21 protein-coding genes are annotated in these 19,954 nt (G+C 67.8%); 9 read left to right on the top strand and 12 right to left on the bottom strand.

Features of this window, described 5'->3' with window-relative positions; all coding sequences use genetic code 11:
- Positions 1–54: 54 nt before the first annotated feature.
- On the bottom strand, positions 55–657 hold the full coding sequence (locus ON21_RS33100) for a TetR/AcrR family transcriptional regulator (RefSeq protein WP_039804689.1): 603 nt from the start codon (positions 655–657) through the stop codon (positions 55–57).
- Between the two features lie 160 nt (positions 658–817).
- On the opposite strand from ON21_RS33100, the gene ON21_RS33095 reads away from it, so the two are divergent.
- From ON21_RS33095 to ON21_RS33080, 4 genes are read left to right on the top strand one after another with little or no spacing between them, the layout of a single operon-like run.
- Positions 818–2,662: an FAD-dependent monooxygenase gene (locus tag ON21_RS33095; protein ID WP_083881055.1), complete on the top strand. Its 1,845-nt coding sequence runs from the start codon at positions 818–820 to the stop codon at positions 2,660–2,662.
- Positions 2,663–2,679: 17 nt separating this feature from the next.
- Positions 2,680–3,801, top strand: coding sequence for a VOC family protein (locus tag ON21_RS33090; protein ID WP_039804672.1), 1,122 nt, complete (start codon positions 2,680–2,682; stop codon positions 3,799–3,801).
- Positions 3,798–4,736, top strand: coding sequence for a fumarylacetoacetate hydrolase family protein (locus tag ON21_RS33085; RefSeq protein ID WP_039804671.1), 939 nt, complete (start codon positions 3,798–3,800; stop codon positions 4,734–4,736). Before ON21_RS33090 ends, ON21_RS33085 begins: the two co-directional genes overlap by 4 nt.
- Positions 4,737–4,766: 30 nt before the next feature.
- Positions 4,767–5,528: a hypothetical protein gene (locus ON21_RS33080; protein ID WP_157171140.1), complete on the top strand. Its 762-nt coding sequence runs from the start codon at positions 4,767–4,769 to the stop codon at positions 5,526–5,528.
- A 76-nt stretch (positions 5,529–5,604) separates the two neighbouring features.
- On the opposite strand, the gene ON21_RS33075 is transcribed toward ON21_RS33080, so the two are convergent.
- Genes ON21_RS33075 through ON21_RS37715 form a run of 3 tightly spaced genes read right to left on the bottom strand, consistent with a single transcriptional unit; the run spans position 5,605 to position 7,414 of the window.
- On the bottom strand, positions 5,605–6,048 hold the full coding sequence (locus ON21_RS33075; RefSeq protein ID WP_039804669.1) for an SgcJ/EcaC family oxidoreductase: 444 nt from the start codon (positions 6,046–6,048) through the stop codon (positions 5,605–5,607).
- An 11-nt stretch (positions 6,049–6,059) separates the two neighbouring features.
- On the bottom strand, positions 6,060–6,767 hold the full coding sequence (locus ON21_RS36630; RefSeq protein ID WP_218004195.1) for an SDR family NAD(P)-dependent oxidoreductase: 708 nt from the start codon (positions 6,765–6,767) through the stop codon (positions 6,060–6,062).
- 8 nt (positions 6,768–6,775) lie between these two features.
- Entirely contained in the window at positions 6,776–7,414 is a 639-nt protein-coding gene (locus ON21_RS37715) for an SgcJ/EcaC family oxidoreductase (protein WP_083881054.1), read from the bottom strand.
- Between the two features lie 208 nt (positions 7,415–7,622).
- Here ON21_RS37715 and ON21_RS33060 point away from each other — a divergent pair, with 208 nt between their 5' ends.
- A complete protein-coding gene (locus ON21_RS33060; RefSeq protein ID WP_083881053.1) occupies positions 7,623–8,303 on the top strand; it encodes a glycerophosphodiester phosphodiesterase family protein in 681 nt (226 codons plus the stop codon).
- Here the strand turns inward: ON21_RS33060 and ON21_RS33055 are convergent.
- Entirely contained in the window at positions 8,239–8,934 is a 696-nt protein-coding gene (locus tag ON21_RS33055) for a type 1 glutamine amidotransferase domain-containing protein (RefSeq protein WP_039804666.1), read from the bottom strand. The two genes, ON21_RS33060 and ON21_RS33055, sit on opposite strands and share 65 nt — an antisense overlap.
- Positions 8,935–9,315: 381 nt before the next feature.
- Here ON21_RS33055 and ON21_RS33050 point away from each other — a divergent pair, with 381 nt between their 5' ends.
- Positions 9,316–9,999 carry a PAS and ANTAR domain-containing protein gene (locus tag ON21_RS33050; RefSeq protein ID WP_245562836.1) on the top strand — a complete coding sequence of 228 codons (684 nt, stop codon included), beginning with the start codon at positions 9,316–9,318 and terminating at the stop codon, positions 9,997–9,999.
- Here ON21_RS33050 and ON21_RS33045 read toward each other — a convergent pair.
- Together ON21_RS33045 and ON21_RS33040 are read right to left on the bottom strand one after the other, a co-directional pair.
- Positions 9,996–11,399 (bottom strand): aldehyde dehydrogenase family protein, encoded by a 1,404-nt coding sequence (locus ON21_RS33045; RefSeq protein WP_039804664.1) that lies wholly within the window; start codon positions 11,397–11,399, stop codon positions 9,996–9,998. The two genes, ON21_RS33050 and ON21_RS33045, sit on opposite strands and share 4 nt — an antisense overlap.
- Complete coding sequence (locus tag ON21_RS33040; RefSeq protein ID WP_157171139.1) at positions 11,327–12,493, bottom strand: AMP-binding protein; 1,167 nt, start codon at positions 12,491–12,493, stop codon at positions 11,327–11,329. The genes ON21_RS33045 and ON21_RS33040 overlap by 73 nt, the downstream gene beginning before the upstream one ends.
- Positions 12,494–12,815: 322 nt before the next feature.
- Between ON21_RS33040 and qcrB the strand changes: the two genes are divergently transcribed.
- Positions 12,816–14,432, top strand: a complete 1,617-nt coding sequence (gene qcrB, locus ON21_RS33035; RefSeq protein ID WP_039804663.1) for a cytochrome bc1 complex cytochrome b subunit — start codon at positions 12,816–12,818, stop codon at positions 14,430–14,432.
- 28 nt (positions 14,433–14,460) lie between these two features.
- On the opposite strand, the gene ON21_RS33030 is transcribed toward qcrB, so the two are convergent.
- On the bottom strand, positions 14,461–15,387 hold the full coding sequence (locus tag ON21_RS33030) for an ADP-ribosylglycohydrolase family protein (RefSeq protein ID WP_218004194.1): 927 nt from the start codon (positions 15,385–15,387) through the stop codon (positions 14,461–14,463).
- A 345-nt stretch (positions 15,388–15,732) separates the two neighbouring features.
- On the opposite strand from ON21_RS33030, the gene ON21_RS33025 reads away from it, so the two are divergent.
- Positions 15,733–16,404 (top strand): chymotrypsin family serine protease, encoded by a 672-nt coding sequence (locus ON21_RS33025; protein WP_086006518.1) that lies wholly within the window; start codon positions 15,733–15,735, stop codon positions 16,402–16,404.
- Between the two features lie 40 nt (positions 16,405–16,444).
- On the opposite strand, the gene ON21_RS33020 is transcribed toward ON21_RS33025, so the two are convergent.
- From ON21_RS33020 to ON21_RS33005, 4 genes are all read right to left on the bottom strand, one after another.
- Positions 16,445–16,888, bottom strand: coding sequence for a nuclear transport factor 2 family protein (locus ON21_RS33020; protein ID WP_218004193.1), 444 nt, complete (start codon positions 16,886–16,888; stop codon positions 16,445–16,447).
- Positions 16,889–17,108: 220 nt separating this feature from the next.
- The gene (locus tag ON21_RS33015; protein ID WP_039804658.1) at positions 17,109–17,786 is read right to left on the bottom strand and encodes a winged helix-turn-helix transcriptional regulator; all 678 of its coding nucleotides are present in this window, start codon (positions 17,784–17,786) and stop codon (positions 17,109–17,111) included.
- 9 nt (positions 17,787–17,795) lie between these two features.
- A complete protein-coding gene (locus ON21_RS33010; RefSeq protein WP_039804656.1) occupies positions 17,796–18,488 on the bottom strand; it encodes an alpha/beta fold hydrolase in 693 nt (230 codons plus the stop codon).
- Positions 18,485–19,423 (bottom strand): LLM class flavin-dependent oxidoreductase, encoded by a 939-nt coding sequence (locus ON21_RS33005; RefSeq protein ID WP_039804655.1) that lies wholly within the window; start codon positions 19,421–19,423, stop codon positions 18,485–18,487. The genes ON21_RS33010 and ON21_RS33005 overlap by 4 nt, the downstream gene beginning before the upstream one ends.
- 97 nt (positions 19,424–19,520) lie before the next feature.
- On the opposite strand from ON21_RS33005, the gene ON21_RS33000 reads away from it, so the two are divergent.
- A complete protein-coding gene (locus tag ON21_RS33000; protein WP_039804653.1) occupies positions 19,521–19,949 on the top strand; it encodes an organic hydroperoxide resistance protein in 429 nt (142 codons plus the stop codon).
- The last annotated feature ends 5 nt before the right edge of the window (positions 19,950–19,954 follow it).

Below are 19,954 nucleotides of genomic sequence, written 5' to 3'. Positions count from 1 at the left end.
TGACCTGAGACGAAGCAACCCTGGCCCTACCCGTACCGACCGCCGGTGAGAGGCTCAGCTCCCGGGCAGCCGAGGAAGCTCCGTCCGGCTGATCGCGCGCGCTTCCTCCGGCTCGATTCCCAGGGAGCGCAACAAGAGTTCGGCAGTCGAGGAACCCGCCTCACGCCAGGTCTGGTGCCCCTCGAGCACCGTCCACATCGCACTCATCGTCCCTCCGAGCACCAGGGACACGATGTTCGGCACAGCGGAGTCGGTGACGAGGTACCGGCCGGCGCTGATACCGAGGTCGATATCCCGCTTCGGCGGCCCCGTCATCATCGCGCGCAGCGACTCCGCAGTCAGCCCGAACCGCACCGCGAAACGGCCCATCATCGGATTCTCGAACGCATACCGCACCCACAACCGCACTCCTGTCGCCAGCCGGGCCGCTGGATCGTCGATGCCGGTGAAGCATGCCGAGACACGCTCGTGCATGTCCGCGCTGAGTTCGGCGACAACCCGGTCGAACAGCTCTTCTACCGATCCGACATTGCGGTAGAGCGTTCCACGGGCAACGTTCGCTTCCTGCGCGAGTTCGCTGACCGTGATCTGTGTCGAGCCCTTCTCGGTGAACAGCCGCACCGCAGCCGCACTGATCCGCTGGTCCGTCGAGGTCATGAACAGCCCTTCCGCTCTGCCGCCGAGCACTCGGCGCCCATTGTGCCCGTACGGAACCATATCAAGAACAAATAGACATACTTGATCTAAATTGGACACTAGTGTTCAATGGCGAGACGGCGGGTCGAGACCCGAACCACAGCGAGGAGAAGGCGCGGTCATGAGAGCGGGTGCCGAACAGAAACGGCCGGCGGGACCAGCAGAGGTAGAGGTCCCCGTCTTGATCGCGGGCGGCGGCCCGGTCGGCCTCACCCTGGCGCTCACCCTTGCGCACCACGGTGTGGCCGCCATGCTGGTGGAACGCAATCCGTCGACGACCACGCATCCCAAGATGGACATCACCAACGGCCGCAGCATGGAGCTGTTCCGGCGGCTAGGGGTAGCCGAGGACGTTCGTAAGGTCGCGGTCCCGGAGGACCACCCCTTCGACGTGTCGTGGGTGACCGAACTCGACGGGTGGGAGCTCGCCCGGTTTCGCTACCCCGGTGTCACCCGGCGGCGTGAGCTGAGCCGCGAGCGCAATGACGGCACCACCACGCTCGAGCCGCCCATGCGCGTGTCGCAGGCACTACTCGAGCCTGCGCTGAAAGAAATACTGGAAACGCGTACCGAAGGGATCGATGTCCGCTACGGCTGGGGACTGGTCTCCTTCCAGCAGGACGATTCCGGCGTCGACGCGGTGATCCGCTGCACCGCGACCGGCCGCACCACAACCGTGCGCGCTCGCTATCTCGCAGGCTGCGACGGGGCGGGCAGCGTGGTGCGCAGGGAGCTGGGCATCGCCCTCGACGACATCGACCTGCACCGCCTCGCCGCCCGTGAGCTCGGCCTGCACCGACTGGTTGCGGGCGCACTGCGGGCCTACCGTGACGACCGCGAGAGCCCGATGGACGGCCGGGTCTACATGGTGCACTTCACCTCACCGGACCGGGCGGTGTTCGAGCGGTACGGCACGACCTGGCACACCCAGTCGCCGAAGGGGTGGACGCTCATCGCGCAGAACGACCGCGACACCTGGACCCTGCACTGCCCCATCGGCCGCGGCGTCGACGCCGATTCGATCGACCCGAAGCAGTTCCTGTTCACGCACCTGGGGCTGCGGTTCGACTGCGAGATCATCGTCGCGAACGCATGGCGGCCTCGCCTGTCGCTGGCCGAGAAGTTCGGCGTCGGCCGTGTCTGGCTGGCCGGTGACTCCGCCCACCAGGTGGTGCCCGCCGGAGGCTACGGCATGAACACCGGCGTCGGCGACGCGGTCGGACTCGGCTGGATGCTCGCCGCCGTCGTACAGGGGTGGGGTGATCCTCAGCTGCTGCAGGCATACGAGACCGAACGGCGCCCGGTGGCGGTCCGCAACCGGACGGCTTCGGCACGGCACACTCTGGTCCGGCTGGCCATCAAGACGATGCACACCAAGCGAATCCACAGCCAGGGCTGGTCCGGAGATCGCGAGCGGTCCAGGATCGGACGCGAAATACTCGATCTGGGCAATCTCGAGAACGAAGCCGACGGCATCGAGTTCGGATACCGCTACGACACCTCGCCGGTCATCCAGCACGAAGGACCGCCCGGACACGACAGCGACATGCATGTCTACGTTCCCGGCACACGCCCCGGCGCCCGCCCGCCGAGTGTCTTCCTGGCCGACGGCAGGGCCCTGTTCGACCTGTTCGGACGAGGTTTCAGCCTGCTGCGCTTCGGCGAGATCGACGTGACACCGTTCGTCACCGCTGCCGCCGACCGCGGAATGCCGCTGGAAGTCATCGACATTCGCGACGACCGTGCCCGCGCACTGTACGAACGCGACCTCGTGCTCGTCCGCCCCGACCATCACGTCGCCTGGCGCGGAAACACTGTGCCCGAACGCCCCGGCGCCGTGCTGGATCTGGTTCGTGGCGCGGCTCCGTCGCCGGTGCCGACCCCGGCACCGGCCCCCGCACCAGGACCGACTCGTCTGGCCCGGCGACTACTGCGGCGACCGCGACTCATCGACTCCACGAACTGAGCGAGGAGACACCCATCATGAAGACGGCACATCAGGACCTGCACAGTGAGCAGGGCGCCTTGCCGGGCGAACATCCCGGACGGTCCCGCAACCCGGTGATCAAGGTCGCCGACATCGCCTGGCTGGAGTTCGACAAACCCGATCTGTCCCGGGCCGAGGCGTTCGCCAACGCCTTCGGTTTCGCCACCGCCGCACGCACCGACACCGAGGTGCAGCTGCGCGGCGCCGACCCCGGCGCGCCGTGCGTGATCATTCGTGCCGGAACCGCCAGCCGATTCCGCGGCATGGCCTTCACCGCACAGGACGACACCGACCTGCTGCGCTTGGCCGACGCCACCGGAACCCGCCCCCGTCCATTGCCGGAGTCCATCGGCGGGCTGTCGGTCGATCTCGTCGACCCCAGCGGGTTCCCGGTGCGCGTCGTCGCCGGCACGCACCGGCTCGACCCGCTGCCCGCGCAGGTCCCGCACGTGTTCAACTTCGGCCACGACGTCCTCCGCGTCAACGCCACGCAGCGACCGCCCCGCACACCCACCACGGTGCAACGCCTGGGCCACGTGGTGCTGCAGAGCACCACCTACCGCTCGGCCCTGGACTGGTATCTGGACACCCTCGGGATGATCGTCAGCGATTTCCTCTACTTCCCCGGCCAGCGTCGGCGCGGGCCGACGATGAGCTTCATCCGCTGTGATCGCGGCTCGCAACCTGCCGACCACCACACGCTGGCGATGGCGCTGGGTCCGTCGAACCGTTATGTGCACTCCGCCTATCAGGTAAGCGATCTCGACGCCCTCGCCGCCGGTGGCGAGTATCTACGCGAGCAGGGTTACTTCCGGTCGTGGGGCATCGGGCGCCACATCCATGGCAGCCAGCTGTTCGACTACTGGCGCGACCCCGATGGCTTCCTCGTCGAGCACTTCGCCGACGGCGACATGTTCGACAACGCCCTCGAGCCCGGATGGGCGCCGTTCACCGCGTCCGGGTTGGCCCAGTGGGGTCCACCGGCCACCGGCGACTTCCTGGGCACCAGTCCCCGCCACGTCCGGGGCGAGGTCCGCGCCATGCTCACTGCGCTGCGCGCCCGCAACGAATTCGACATCACTCGTCTCATCGGCCTGCTGAAGGTAGCCAAGTCATGACCATCTCCGTTCTGCGCACCGCCGACGCCTGGTGGGTCCGCACCCGGTCCGGTGCCGCTCGAATCGAAACCGCCGCAGTCACCACGGGCGAGCTGCTGGCCGACCGGGTCGCAATCGAAACCGCCCGCACCAGCGGCGAAACCGTTGCGGCCGACACGCTCGAGCTGATCTCTCCGGTGACCACCCCATGCCGGGTGATCGCCCAGATGACGAATTACCGCTCGCACGTGAAGGATTCGGGTTTGGACCCGCAGACCATCCCCCTCACGTTCTTCCGCAAGTCCTCGGCATCGATCACCGGTCCCTTCGGTGACATCGTCAAACCCGGCCACGTCCGACTGCTCGACTACGAGGTGGAAATCGGCCTGGTCATCGGGTGCCACGTCACCGCGGGAACAACGATCACCGCGAGCGACCTGCCCGGGATCGTCGCCGGGCTGGTTGTCACCAACGACGTCTCCGCCCGGGACATCCAGCTTCCGCAGACCCAATTCTACGAGGCCAAGTCCTATCCCACCTTCACCCCTGTCGGGCCGAGGCTGACCGTGCTCACCGGAAACGAGCTCGACCGCTTCGGCGATCTGCGGCTGCGGCTGCGGGTCAACGGTGAACTGCGCCAGAACATGCGCGTCGGGGACGACATCATCTACCGGCCGCTACCGGCCCTGCAGGCTTTGAGCCGCTTCCAGGATCTCGCCCCCGGAGACCTGGTGCTGACCGGCACCCCGGCCGGCACCGCGCTCACGGCCCCGCCCAAACCGATCGAGATCATCGGGTCGCTGCTGCCGCCCGCGGTGAAGTGGAAGGCGTTCTTCAAGCGCCAAGCCGCGAACCCCAAGTATCTGAAGGCTGGTGACATCGTCGAAGCCTCGGTCGCCACCGACGACGGCGCCCTCGACCTCGGCCCACAGCGCAACACCGTCGTGCATTCCTGAACCGACAACCACTACGCCCGGGAGTCGACGATGACTTTTCCCCTTCGCACCACCTCCATGCTCGCGCCGCTCATGCTGCGCACCGACATGCCGCGGCAAGTGAGCACCGCATACTGGGCCGGCGCCCATGCCCGCAAGGTCGAGAAGCTACCCAACCTGGTGGAGTACATCCAGCGGCACTTCTCGACCACCGACCACGGGTACTGGCCGGCCACCATCGGAGTCGGGACACGTGTCCCCCAACATCGACGCCTGGACGGATGCGCGGAGATCCGGTTCCGCAGCACGATCGCGACCCTCATGACGGCTACCCGAGCCCGCGAGGTGTACTTGGACGAACAGAACGTCTTCGAGCGCGTGATCGGATACGCCGCCCCGCCCGGCGACGGACGCTGGTGGACAGACGGTTTCGCCGACGCCAGCGGGCATCATGTCATGCTGCTGATCCGCCGTCGCCGCGGAGTCCGCAGCTCGGTGTTTCGTGAATTCGTGCACGAGCGGATGGCACGGGCACTGCGCGACGCCGGCGTAGGTGACCTGCGCACCTATGCCTTTCTGCCTTGGAGCCGTTGGTTGAACAGCTCACCCGGCGTGGCCCACGACAATCCGGTCCAGCACCGCCACCACGCCGCGGTCGTACTGGGCACGGAAAACCGTGCTGCCGTCGATGACCTACTGCGATCGCGGTCGGTGACCGCGCTGGTCGCCGAACAGCACACCGTCTGCACCGCCGTGCATGCCTACAGCGTGGATCGCTCGGTTCCGGTGATTCGCACGAACGCGGGTGCATGAACGCGTATGCCCGTGCAGTAGGAAGGCGACCATCCACCCGGCGCCGCCGGTAGCGCCCGCGATCCCGAGGCGGCCATCAGTGCGCGGCGGGCCGGGTGGCGGGCTGGGACATGAACGACACGGCTTCCATCAGCGGCTTGCGCTGGGTCTTCTGCACGGCCGCGATGCGCCATTGCCCGTCGGTGTCGCGGACGACGGTGTACGTGGCGAGCTTCCCGAGCTTGCCCGGCTGCCGCTTCGAGGATTCGCCGCGTGTCACGACGACGGCGGTATCAGCGCCGTAGCAACGGATTTCGAGGATGTCGACGGTCAGCTGCGTACCCTTCAGGAAGCTGTCGAACAGCGCCTGGTGCGCGCGGCCGATCTCCTCGCCGCCGTGGTAGACGGTGCCGACATACGTGATGTCGGTGGCGTCGGCGGTGAAGCAAGCGCCGTAGGCGGCGCCGTCGCCGCGATTCCATGCCTGCCTGCTGCGCTCGATGAGGGCGCGGATGGCGGCCGTGTCGGTGCCGGTGTTCATTTCGATCTCCTTCAGTCGGCCAGCAGGGCCAGGGCGGCCCGGCGGGGAAACAGCCGCAACGCGGCGGTGAGTGCCCGGTTGATCGGGCTGGTGAAGACGACGGCATCGGATCCGTCGGACAATGCTTTTCGCGCCCGGTCCACCACCTGCTCGGGTGTCTGGACCAGCCAGTGCGGCACGCCGGCTGCCGTCTGCGAGGCGGTGGCGGTGACGCCTGGACACAGGGCGAGAACCCGCACCCCGCGTGCTCGCTGTTCGTGCCACAGCGTCTCGGACAAGGCTGTGACGAACGCCTTGGTCGCGCTGTAGACCGCGAGGCCGGGTTTCGGCGTGTGGCCGAGAGTGGAGGACACGTTCACCAGGACGCTGCCCGGCTCGGCCGCGTCGAGGAAAGCGTGGGCAAGCACGACCACCGCCCGGCAGTTCACGTCGAGAGTGGCGATCGACGCTTCGAGCCCGACCGCGGTGAATTCGCCGTGCGTGGCGGTCCCGGCACTGTTGACCAGCAGCGTGTAACCGCCGCCGCGAAGCCGTTGCGTGACCGACCGCAGCCCTTCTTCGGTCCCGAGGTCGGCGGCGAGATGGTCGTGCCCGTCGCCGAGTTCGGCGATCAACGCCGCCAGGCCATCGACACCGCGTGCTACCGCGGTCACCGAATAGCCCTGTTCGGCGAGCGATTTCGCGAAGGCGCGCCCGATGCCCGCACTGGCCCCGGTCACCAGCGCTCTCACCGTTCGGCCTTCGGCTTCGTCGCCGGGTCGAACAGGAAGGAGACGCGCTCCATGGCCGGTCGCCGCTGGGTGTTGTGGAAACTCGCGATCCGCCAGCGCCCGTCGGCCTCGCGCACCAGCGTGTAGGTCTGCGTCTTGGACAACTCCGCCGGGCGGTGGTCCTCGTAGCGGTCGCCACGGCTGGTGACGATCGCGACGTCGGCACCGAAGAAACGCACTCCGAGGAAGGAGTCGGCGAGCTCGGTGCCCTTCAGGAATCCCGCGAAGAGGGCACGATGCGCCTCGGTCAGATCGCCGCGGCCCGCATAGTGGGTGCCCAGAAAGGTGGTGTACGTGGCGTTCTCGGTGAAGGTCGCGCCGAACGCGTCGGCGTCGTTGCGGTCCCAGGCCGCGGTCATGGCGGCGATGGTCGCGCACACGGCTCGCAGGTCCTCGGCGCTGCCGCCGTCGGGGACGACGTCCAGGCATTCGGCGACGCCGGTACTGCGGACGTCCGACGTCCGGTCCAGCCACAGATATCCACCGCCGATGCCGATGCCGAGCGTCAGCGCGGCGACACCCACGGCTCTGCCCACGGTGCGCCGTCGCGTTCTCCGCGGTGTGGTCGATTCGGTGTCGGCGTCAGTCGACGTCATGGCGAAAACCCTTCCCTAGCATTCACTGCTTCGAAGATTCTTCGTCTTCGAAGATGTTTCTTCGTTGACGAAGAGATTAGGGAAGAGGGCAGGGCTTTGTCAACACGTCGGAAATGACGCCGATCCGCGGCCGTACCCGAGGGCGGTGACGCCGGCCCGTTCACCGCTTCTTCACCCGGAAGCGATCGGACGGCGGCACGATGAAGTGATGCGGCGGATGTGCGCGGCGGGCGTGGTGGCGGGACTGCTGGCTCAGGTGCGGACGATCGACTGCGGCTCGGTGCCGTCCGCGGACCACCCGGAGCAACGCAGGGCTCCGGGAACGCGAATGCCCTTGCTGGCCGAGGTATTCGATCTGGTGCGCGCGTATTGCGCCGATCAGGTGATGCTGAACATCGAAACCAAGGTGGAGGCCGCCGCACCGGAACAGACCGCGCCGCGCGAGCAGTTCGTGGACGTCGTGGTCGCGGAGATCCGCCGGGCGGGAATCGAGCGGCAGGTCACCGTCCAGAGCTTCGACTTCGGCGCCTTGACGCGCCTGCGCGAGGTGGCTCCCGACCTGCCGACCGTCGCGTTGACCGACGGCCAGCCGAAGTTGCAGGCCGGAGAACCCGGCGGCTCACCGTGGCTCGGCGGCATGGATATCGACGACTTCCCGGGATCGTTGCAGGAGAAATACGTCGCGGCCGCGGCGGCCACCGGTGCGGCAGCGGTCTCCCCGGTGCACGGCACTCCCCAGAACGGCACCGTCACCGACGCGGACTACCGGCCTTTCACCACGCTCGAACTCGTCCGCGCCGCGCACCGCGACGGCATGCGGGTGGTCAGCCCAGCGTTTTCAGCAGTTCGTCGGCCACACCCGCGGAGGAGGCCGGATTCTGGCCGGTGATCAGCGTGCGGTCCACCACCACGTTCGGGGTCCACGGCTCGGCTTCCCGGAAGTCGGCGCCGATTTCGACTAGCCGATCCTGCAGCAACCATCGGGCCTTGCCGGCGAAACCCGCCTGCGTCTCTTCGGCATTGGTGAACCCGGTCAAGGCATAGCCGGCGAACAGGTTCGCGCCATCCTCGCCCGTGGCGGCGAGCAGAGCCGCGGGCGCATGGCACACCACCGCCAGCGGCTTGCCGGAGGCCAGGACGGCGGCGAGCAGCCGACCGGAGTCGCCGTCGACGGCGAGATCCTCCATCGGCCCGTGCCCGCCGGGGTAGAACACCGCCGCGTAGTCGGCCAAGTCCACTTTCGCCAAGTCGACGGGGTTGTTCAGCTCGGCGCTCGTGCCGATCACCCGCGCTCGATGGTCGGCGGTCTCCTGGCCACCGTTGACCTCGGGCGCGAGACTGCTCTTGTCCACACTCGGCACGACGCCACCGGGTGTGGCCACCACGATCTCGTGGCCCGCCCCTTTGAGCTTTTCGAAGGGCACCACGAATTCCTCGGCCCAGAAGCCGGTCGGGTGCTCGGTCCCGTCGGCCAGCGTCCAGTGGTCGACTCCGGTCATCACGAAAAGGATCTTCGACATGGTGTGTTGTCTCCGTCGTCCGGAACCCGCTCGGGAGGGGTTCGCGTCATCGAGTCCTGTCGCGCCGGCCCGAGCGCTACCGGGACGAACCGTTCCCGCGCGCCTGGATCGTCAGCGACGACACTGTCGAAACTAGCCGTACGGCACCGCAGGATGCCAATAAGATGACTGATGTCAGACATCGAATTCTCGATGGCAGCTCCCGGTGCGACGCAGCGCGCGGCGCCGGTTCGCAGCCGCCGACATCGGAGTTTGCGACCGTATCCGTTTCACTTTCGCCTCCCCCCGGACGGCGCGCCGTTCCCCGCCGGGCACCCGGTCCGGCCCTCCATGCCATCCCTCCCGTCTGACCAGCCCTTGCTTCCGGGCCATACTGGACCGGTGACGGAGATCGGACAGTGCGAGCAGGAGACTGCGCGCAAGATGCTCGGCGGTTGCCCCGATATCGGCAGCTTTCGCTTCTGGTTCGCAGACCAGCGGTGGGAATGGTCCGACGACGCCGCCGCGATCTACGGGTACGCACCGGAAGAAGTCGAGCCGTCCACCGAACTCCTGCAGAACCACTTGCACCCCGACGACCGCGAGCGGGTCGCCGAGGCGCTCGCCGACGCCATCGAGACCGCCTCCCCGTTCTGCACCCGCCACCGGATCATCGACACCGATGACCAGATGCACGACGTCATCGTCATCGGCGACCAGCTGTTGGACGAGCAGGGCGCCGTGGTGGGTTCCGCCGGTTACCTCATCGATGTCACCGACACGCTCGAGGACAACCGGCAAGAGGCCCTGGACGACCTGCTACCGGACGTGATCGACGCCCGCGCGGTGATCGAACAGGCCAAGGGCGTGGTGATGTTCGTCTACGGCGTCAACGCCGATCAGGCGTTCCGGGTGCTGCGCTGGCGCTCGCAGGAGACCAACATCAAGATCCGCACGCTGGCCGAGCAACTCGTCGCCGACGTCGTGGCGATGGGTGGTGCGCTGGTTCAGCAGCGCACCCGCTTCGACCATCTCCTGCTGACCCTGCACCGCCGGGTGCCGCCCCTGGAACCCGTCGCGGACTAGCCGACCGGTATGCGCGGTCCGGTCGCCACCGAACGGATCATTCCCTTGGTCCGCATCAGGAACTCGCCGAGATAGGAGTCGTGCGGGACCCCGGGACGCAGCCAAGTGGTCGGATTGTCACCCAGGTAGAGGTTGGTGATCGTCGGCTCGTCCAACAGCGCGTCGATGAGTTCGCGCCGCTCGGTCATCGCCGTGAGAACCAGCGAATCGCGCAACGGGGCGACGCCGTCGGCGGGCGACCAAGGCCCCACCCACACGCAGGGGAAGGCGAGTTCCACGCCGAGCTGCGGTGCGGCGCTGCTGGCGACGAGGTGCACCGCGGGGCGCAGCACCGCCGCGCCGGGCGACAGTTCGTCCACGATGGTGTGCCCGCCGAGCAGCGGGCGCGCGTCGCCCGCGACCCGATGCAGGTAGCGGTCCATCGCCGCCGCGGATTCGGTGGGCTGCACGGTGAGGACGGCGTCCGGGTGCTCGGGCGGCAAGCTCGGGATGGCGCCCAGTTCCGCGGCGAGTGCTCGCGCCAGCGGTTCCGGATCACCCTCGACCAGCACCGCGGTGGTGCAGGTGCAGGCGGTACCGCCGAGGTGGCTCACCGACTCGGCGATCAGCGCGACCTTCGCCCGCCAGTCCACGTCCGAGGTCACCAGGATCTTCGAGCGCCCCGGCCCCTGGGTGAGCACCCGCGCGCTGCCGCCGTACTTGTCGACCACGTCCTGCCCGCCGTAGACGATGGCGAAATCCGATTCCGCCACCAGCACGTCGGCCGCCTCGTAGTCGGTCGGCAGCAACGTGACCAGTTCCGGCGGCAAGCCCGCCATGCGCAGTGCGCTGACGAGCCGAAAAGCGGTGAACGGCTCCCTGGTCGACGGCCGCACCGCCACTTTGTAGCCCAACGCGAGCGCCTCCGGCCACAAACCGTGCACCGCCGGGGTGTTCCCGGCCGCGTGCACCGTGAACAGGTCGCCCTTGCGCGTCCAGACGGCGCAGCCGGCGAGGGTGCGCCGGTCCTGCCAATCCGCCACCGCGCCCTTCGGCATCGCGAGTTCGAGGGTGACGCGCTGCTCGCGCAGCACATCGGCGACCCATTGCACCGACCGGCGCACGACGGCCAACGGAACCCCAGAGGCGACGCTGACCAGTCGCGCGTATTCGCCGGGTCCGAGCCCGCCGATCTCGGCATCGGTGAACAGGTCGGCCGCCCGCTCCAGCACCGCGAACCGCTCGGCGGCGGGCAGCACGGGCGCCTTGCGCATGGCCGTCAGCGCCCGGCGCACGTACAGCGGCGGCACCTGGGAGATCTCCCCGATCACGGTGCCCGCCAAGGTGGTCAGGGGCTTGCGGTCGCGGGCACGATAGCTGCCCCGCGGTCCGAGCGCGTCGATGTGCACGAACTCGCCCATATCAGTACCACCCCCTCGATCACCTCGGCGCCCGCGAAGGACGCCATCGGCGCGACGTCGGCGACCGAGCAGCCGAAACCGCTCTTCGGCGGCTCGACCTTCATGGCCAGGTCCCGTTCCGGATTGTTCGGCAGCAGAGCGTATTTCGTGAGGTGATGCATCACGACCTGACCGCGCTCGCCGTAGCCGACGTCGTCGCCGGTCTCCGGATCCACCACCTCGAACGCCAGGTACGGGCTCGGCGGGTCGAAGACGGGCAGCCCGTCGGGGCGCTCCTCGTCGCGTTCGCGGGACATGCCGAGGATGGTGGTGCTGCCGTAGAGCCCTTTGAGCGGGATACCGGGAAAGATCTCCTGGCGGAAGATGTCGCGGGTGTCGGCGTTCATGTGCGCGCCGCTCCAGCAGATGAATTTGATCTTCCGGCGGATCTGCTCCACCAGGTCGTCGCGGCGTGCGATGCGCTCCAGCAGGGGCGGCGTGGCGATCAGGATCCCCACCGACTGGGTGGTCAGGATCTGCGCGACCTGGTCGACGACGTGCTCTGCGTACCGCTCGGTGTTCTCGGTGTCGCCGCGCGCGATCATCTGCTTGATCCACCGCGGATCGAGGTCGATGGTGAACCGCACGCCGTTGTGCCTGCGCGCCCGGCGTTCGGCGAACTCGCCGAACATGTGCGGGCCGCTCGGCGCCACGGCCAAGGTGTTCACCGTGCCCAGGTCGGCGTAGTGGTGCTCGTCCCAGCCGAGCGCGAACTCCATCCAGCGGTCGAACATGACGAACCGTTTGGGCGCGCCGGTGGTGCCGCCGCTCTCGTAGATCCCCGCGATGACGCGGTCGGCGCCCGCCAGCCCACGGGGAATCAGGTCCTCCACCGCGACCGTGCGGAATTCGTCGACGACGTTGGGAAAGCGGCGCAGATCCGCGAAGGTGCGGATATCGGCGACCGGGTCGAAATCCAGCGTCCGCGCGCGGCGCAGCCAGTACGGGCTGCCCGTCTCCTCGCTGAAATGCCAGGCCAGCACGGCGCGCAGGTATTCCTCCGCGTCGATCATCGCGTAGTCGTGCGCGGCGAGGTCCAGGATTACGGGGCGCATGCGCGGCCTCCAGTGATGTGCCCCGAGTCGGGGTTTCAGCTCGAACGCCGCAATCCTCTCCCGGCCCGGCCGACGGCAAACACGATGTCGACGGGTTCGATCCGCCGATAGGACCCTCGTATGGAGCAAGCCACGTGTCACGCTCCAGGTGACCTGGGACCAGAGAGCGCTGCGCCTGCGGCAGGCCGCCGATCCCAGTGGGTGAGCTCCTCGCCCCTGCCAGCGACACCCATTTGTGATGTCCATCACATCGTGTCAGAAATCGCGGGCCCGAAATGTCTTATGGGCAGCCGCCGTCGACGACCGGGAGGTTTTGCCAGTTATGAGCACCGTGCTACGGGGGGCAGACGCCCTGGATGAACGGTACCGCGCTTCCGCCTTCGTCAAGCGGTCGATCAACAAGGTCTTCCCGACCCACTGGTCGTTCCTGCTCGGCGAGATCGCGCTGTACAGCTTCATCATCCTGCTGCTGTCGGGGGTCTATCTGACGTTGTTCTTCGACCCGTCGATGAGTGAGGTCGTCTATGACGGCGCGTACCAGCCCATGCGCGGGTTGACCATGTCGCGGGCCTACGAGTCGACGCTGAATCTCAGTTTCGAGGTCCGCGGCGGGCTGTTCGTGCGGCAGGTACACCATTGGACAGCATTGCTTTTCGTGGCGTCGATGATCGTCCACATGTGCCGGATATTCTTCACCGGCGCGTTCCGCCGTCCACGTGAGATCACCTGGGTGATCGGCTCGCTACTGCTGATCCTCGCCCTGTTCGAAGGCTTCTTCGGCTATTCGCTGCCCGACGATCTGCTGTCGGGTACCGGTCTGCGCGCGGCCTTCTCGGGTTTCACGATCTCCATCCCGATCGTCGGCACCTGGCTGCACTGGCTGATCTTCGCGGGCGATTTCCCCGGCGACATCATCATCCCCCGTCTGTACATCACGCACGTGCTGCTGTTCCCGGCGATCATGTCGGCGCTGGTCGTCGCACACATCGGAATCGTCTGGTACCAGAAGCACACCCAGTTCCCCGGACCGGCCCGCACGGAGAACAATGTCGTCGGCACGCGGATCGTGCCGGTGTTCTCGCTCGACCAGGGCGCTTTCTTCATGTTCACCCTCGCGACCGTGTCGTTCATGGGCGGCCTGTTCCAGATCAATCCGGTCTGGAACCTGGGTCCGTACAACCCGGCGCAGGTCTCGGCGGGTTCGCAGCCGGACTTCTACCTGATGTGGACCGACGGCATGGCGCGCCTGATGCCGCCTTGGGAGCTGTACCTCGGCAACTACACCGTGCCTGCGGCGTTCTGGGTCGCGGTGGCGATGGGGTTGGTGCTCGCGGTGCTGATCGCGTATCCGTGGATCGAGAAGCGGCTGTCGAGCGATACCGCGCACCACAATCTGTTGCAGCGACCGCGAGACGTACCGGTGCGCACCGCGATCGGCGCCATGGCCCTCACGTTCTACGTGGTGCTGACGCTGGCGTGCGTCAACGACATCATCGCGTTGAACTTCGACATCTCGCTCAACGCGACGACCTGGTTCTTCCGCATCGCGGTGCTGCTGTGCCCGCCGACAGCCTATTTCCTCACCTACCGGATGTGCCTGGGCCTGCAGCGCAGCGATCGCGCGGTGCTCGCCCACGGCATCGAGACCGGCGTGATCAAGCGCCTGCCGCACGGTGAGTACATCGAGATGCACCAGCCATTGGGCCACGTAGACGACCACGGCCACCCGATCGCGCTCGAGTATCAAGGCGCCCCGGTACCGAAGAAGATGAACAAACTGGGGTTGGCGGGCAAGCCCGGACCGGGCTCGTTCCTTCGCCCGGATCCGGCGCCCGAAGCGGAGCGCCTCGTGATGACCGAGCACGCCGAAGAACGCAGGCAACTGGCCGTTCTCCGGGAGTACCAGCAGCGCCGCGCCGGCGAACGACACGACCGATGAGACGACGCCGTGCCCGGCACAGCGAGGACTACGGCCTGCTGGCCCCTGCGGCCACCGTCGCCCAAGCCGGCAGCGGCTCTCGCGCCGACAACCACTGCGAGGGGATTCCGTGTACACCGGCTCGCGTGCCGATGCCTGTGCGTGCCGCCACGATCCCGCCGACGATCGCGGCCGTGGTGTCCGCATCGCCGCCTGCCTCGACACACGCGGTAACGGCGGCGGGATAGTCGTCGAGGAAGGTCGCGGCCGCCCAGAGGGTGAACGGCACCGTGTCCTGGGCGCTGACCTGCGCACCATTACCGAGTTCGTATGCCGCTTCGGCCACCGATCGCCCCAGCAACCTCCGGGCTCGGCGGACACCGCGCGCAGTCCGGCCCTCGACCAGGTACGGCTCCACGACGTGCAGCAGTTCCTCGGGTGGGCAATATCTTCCGCGGGTGGTCGCGGCGTGGCTCGCCGCGACGGCAACCGCCATGGCGCCCACGATCGCTTCCGGATGCCGATGCGTCACCTCGGCCGACAATGCGGCTTGGGTCGCAGCACGGTCCAGGTTGCCGGCGAAATACGCTCCGAGCGGAGCGACCCGCATCGCAGCACCGTTGCCCCAGGAGCCGCGCCCATCGAACAGGGCGCCCGCCGCGGCGGCCCAGGGCCGTCCGTCGCGAATCTCGTGCAGCACAGCGACTGTGCCGCCACTGTAGCCCCGGTAGGGCTCGCAACGGTCGGCGAAGGCTGCCGCCAGCATGTCGCGGTCGATTCGGCCGTGGCCGCGGATCTGCGCGTACACCGAGCAGGCCATCTCCGTGTCATCGGTCCATTCCCACGGCGCAGCCGGCAGTCGGCCGACGAGAAGATCGGGTAGCGAACGGCCCGGCACGAAGAACTGAGCTCCCAGCGCATCACCGACGGACAAGCCATCCAGACTGTCACGAGCGATATCGGAAACCGTCGCCATATCGGCAACCATGCTGCCAAATCGTGACAACGCTGCGCAATTCCTGCCGAAGCATTCGCCGCTCGTCGAACGAGCCGGAACTCTTCCGAACGACAAATCAGGCCCGAATCGGCAGTCGCAACCGTCCGTGAGAGGAGTTCGCGCGCCGACCGCCGCAGGGCGACACTCCGTTTCCGCCTCGTGGGTGTGGGTAGCTCGGAATGGACCGCTGCGAGAGTTGGCGGTGGTTCACTGAACTTCGGCGGTGAGGAGGCGACGCGGATGTCGGACATGTCGGCTGCGAATGCGGCTCGGACCGGATCCGATTCGGTGGCGGCGAGTTCGCTCGGCTCGGTGGGAGCAACGGTGACTCGTTCGCTGCTGAAGGTGATCTCAGTGGCGGCGCTGGCGTGCGGCCCGGTGTCGGTGGGCGCCGGTGCGGCGGCGGGTGTTCCGCGGTTGCCGCTGCCGCCGATAGGCGGTGGCTCGGGGATCGTGATCGATGACCGAGCCGAGTGCACGCTCACCACCATCGGCTACGACGCAGCCGGCAGGCTGGTGGGTTTGACGGCGGGCCATTGCGGCGAGCCAGGGGCGCCGGTGGCGTCGGTGACCTATCCCAGCTACGGGGTGCTGGGGCGATTCGCCTACGCCGATCACGAATTGGACTACGCGGTCATCGAATTCGATGGCGCACGGGTCGCTCCCGCCCGGGATGTCGGCGGTTTCTCCATCGACAGCCTCGGCGCTCCCGCGCAGTTTCCCGACCTCGTGTGTAAGAAGGGCCGCACGACCGGCCGAACCTGCGGCGTCGCCTGGGGCGACATGATGGGCCGCAGCAGCGACACCTGGACCCAGATGTGTGTGCTCAAAGGTGATTCCGGCGCGCCGGTGGTGATCGGTTCCACGCTGGTGGGCATGGTCAACGCCTACTGGGGCATGGGGTGTCTCGGGCCCGAGGTGGGAACCGATATCAACGCCATTCTCGCCGACATCGACTCCCGCAACGACCTCGGCGCCGGATTTCGGCCCGTCTGACCACCCAGCCCGTCAGTCGAGCGCAGTCCTGGGCTGTGGGTCAACCGACTGACAGTCGCGCCGCGACCGATGGTTCTTCGGTCAGGGCGGCCAAGACCGCCGAAGTGTCGTGGTAGTAGGGACGGAACTCGGTGATCAGACCGTCCCGGAAGCTGATCCATTGCAGCAGCGAGGTTTCCAGCACCCTTCCGGTGCGCCGCGCCCGCAGCCGACCGCGGCTGTAGACCACGACCCGGGCCTCGTCGCGAAGGAAATGCTGCTCGTCGAACCACAAGCCGTCCCAGTTTTCCCCCATTGCGGCGAGGAACCTCCGGAATCCGTCGTGTCCACGCCATTCGCCGCCATAGGGAAGGCTCGATGCCTGGTGCATGACCACGTCCGGCGCCAGATGCCGAGCCATCTCCTCGAACCCGGCCCCGTCGGTGAGATACGCCGCCTCGGAGGCGTAGAAGGCCTCGAGGGTGGTCATCACATCAGCTGTCATGCACACGATCCTCGCCACCGTCACGCGCTCAGGCTGGCGAGAATCAGCCATCGCGATGGTCCGAGGATCACCGCCGCACCGGAGTTGACCGGCCACCCGGACGTGTATTACGGCTACGTCCGAGAAGTACCATGCCGTGCCCGAGCCGACCGGCCGCCCGCAGACGGAGATGGACGGGTCTTGTCTCGCATCAGCGGAACTGACGACCGGGTCCGGACGTTCACTCCTTCGATTTTCGGGCGCCCGGCGGCGGCAGCCGGAACAGGTTCTTCAACCTGCGCAGGGCTTCTCTGTCACCGGTCGCGGTTGCGACGCCGGTCGCCACCGCTTCGGCCAACGTGCGGTTCTGGCTGGTGAGGCGGAGGAACTCCGATTCGCCGATGGTGATGGTCGCGTCGGGGTGTTGCGCGGGGCCGTGCAGTGTCTCGATGGTCCCGTCATCGACGCGGGCGTGGAAGATCTCGTCGCCGATGCGGAATTCGTATACCGCGCGAAGTCCGGCGGCGGCCTCGGCGTCGAAACAAACTCGCAAGCCGAGGACGGCCCAGCCCGGGTGGAACGTCTCGGTTGGCCGTGGCTGCCCCATCGCCCACTTCATCCCCCATTTGGCAAGTGCGAGGATCGCGGGTCCGAGTTCCTCGCCTGCCTCCGTGAGGGCGTACGCGGGGGTGCGCGCGGGAGGCGGGAGGGTGATCTTCTCGGCTAGGCCTTCGCGCTCGAGATGCTTCAGGCGTGCGGCGAGCAGGCCGGTGCCGAGGCCGCGAAGACCGGCCTGCAGGTCGCCGAATCGTTTGGGTCCGGTCATCAGTTCGCGGATCAGCAGCAGCGTCCAGCGCTCTCCGACGAGGTCGAGGGTGCGCGCGGTCGCGCAGTACTGGTTGTACGTTCGCTGGTCCACTTCGTCATTTTAGACTTCGCGCTTCTCGTTCTTGAACGTATGCGCCGTCAGAAGCAACTCGGCGAGCGCTGCCGGGTGGGTCAGCATGACATCGTGCGGCCCGTCCAGGGCGAGGGTTCGGTACCCGGCGGCCTCGCCGAAACGGTCGAAGGGATAGGTCGCGGGCCTGCAGTAAATGGCCGTTCCGGGAATCCGGTCGACGGCCCCGGTCAGACGAGTGGGCTCGGTGAATGTTCGCAGCGGCTGTGGGAGCAGACGTGCAGCGAGCCAGGCCGCGGTGTCGGTGTCGGTGATGCCGAACGCGGCTGGTGGCGGCGCGGGTATGCGCTGCCCGCCACCGGTCGCCGTGCGGATCGCTTCGACGAAAGAGGCGGGAGCCAAACTGAACATGCTCGCCCCGTCGCCGCCCGACCATCCGTCCACGAGCACGACGTGATCGACGATCCCGGGCCGCGCGTCGGCTGCTTCCCTGACCACCAACCCCGAGTAGCTGTGCCCGACCAGCACTACGAACTCCTCGTCCCGGGCTACGGTGTCGACGACCGCGACGACCTCGGCGACGTGGTCGCGGAGCCCACAGTCGTCGCCGGAGCCGAGCTGCGGCGTGAGCGTGCGCGCCCCGTGGGCCCGCAGGAGCGGAACGACACGATCCCAGGCCCATGGGCCGTGCCAGGCGCCGTGGACGAGCACGAACGTGGTCACTGGTGATCCTCCTCGCGCAGCAGGGGCAGCACCTGGTCGGCGAATTCCTCCAGGCCGGCGTCGTGGTCCTCGGTCGCAAGGCGGATCACCAGATGGCGGGCCCCTGCGGCGACATAGCCGTGCAGCCAGTCGGCGGCGTCGCGGGCGGTTCCGGCGAACAGGGCCTGGATCGACGCGATGAACTCGACCGGGGCGTCGTAGTAGCGCTCGATGCTCGTCCGCAGGCGCCGGTGCGCCCGCTGCGGGTCCTCGTCGATGCACAGCGTCGCGTACAGGGCGGGTGTCACCGCCCGGTCGGTCGCCTGTTCGACGGTCGCACGTTCGCGCGCGTACGTCGTGGCCGCGGTCGGATACGGGAGCCAGCCGTCGGCGAGGCGGGCCACCCGCCGCAGCGCCGGGCCGCCGCTGCCCGCCAGCCAGATCGGCGGCCCGCCCCGGCGCGACGGAGGCGGTGAAAGCCGCACGTCCCGGAAGGCGAAGTGTTCGCCCCGGTAGGTCACCGGCTCGCCCGACCACAGCTGCCGCACGGCATCGATGGTTTCTTCCAAGCGGCTTGTGCGACGGTCGAATTCGACGCCGACCGCGTCGAACTGGGCGCGGGTGTTCGGGTTCGGGAATCCGCCGCCCATGCCCGCGATCAACCGTCCCGACGCCAATCGGTCGAGGGTGGCGAGCTGGTGCGCCAACAGGATCGGATGTCGCAGCGCGGGCAGCAACACCGCGGTGCCGAGCGCGACACGCTCGGTGGCCTGAGCCACGGCCGCCAACAGCGTCAGCGGATCCGCGCGCGGCCTGGTGACGGGACTGTCGCCCGCCCATACCGAATCCAGCCCCAACCCCTCCGCTCGCCGCGCCTGGGCGATGAGCGCCCGCGGGTCGTGCGCGCCCAGTACGGACTGGTCGCGTGTCGGCAGCAGGTAGCCGATCTGCAGCATCTTCCCTCCGATATTCTTCGACTACCGGATACTAACCTCTTGACTTCCTAATTTTGAAGTGTCAAGTTCTATTCCGTTACCTACGAAAGGAATCGACATGACCACTGCGCTGTACACGGCGGAGGCGCACGTCTCCGGAGGCAGGAACGGCCATGGGCGCACCTCCGACGGACAACTGGAGCTGGATCTGCGCCAGCCCGAGGAGCTGGGTGGGGACGGCGCAGGAGCCAACCCGGAGCAACTGTTCGCCATCGGGTACGCCGCGTGTTTCGGCACGACGCTCGCCCTGGTGGGGCAGCGCGGCAAGCTCGAGGCGAACGACGCGCAGATCGACTCGTCGGTCGCACTGATCCCGATCGACGGCGGCCGGTTCAAGCTCGGCGTCGAACTGCGGATCACACTGCCGTCGGTCAGCGGCGAGCAAGCGATCGGACTGGTCGAAACGGCTCACCAGGTCTGCCCGTATTCCAACGCCACGCGGGACAACATCGACGTGGCGTTGGTCGTCAACGGCACGCGGCTATAGCCGAC

Origin of the sequence: Nocardia araoensis NBRC 100135, from assembly GCF_000308435.1 — a bacterium.
Classification (GTDB): Bacteria; Actinomycetota; Actinomycetes; order Mycobacteriales; family Mycobacteriaceae; genus Nocardia; species Nocardia araoensis.
The sequence above is the reverse complement of the archived record's forward strand: the minus strand, read 5'-3'. Positions and strand labels throughout refer to the sequence as shown.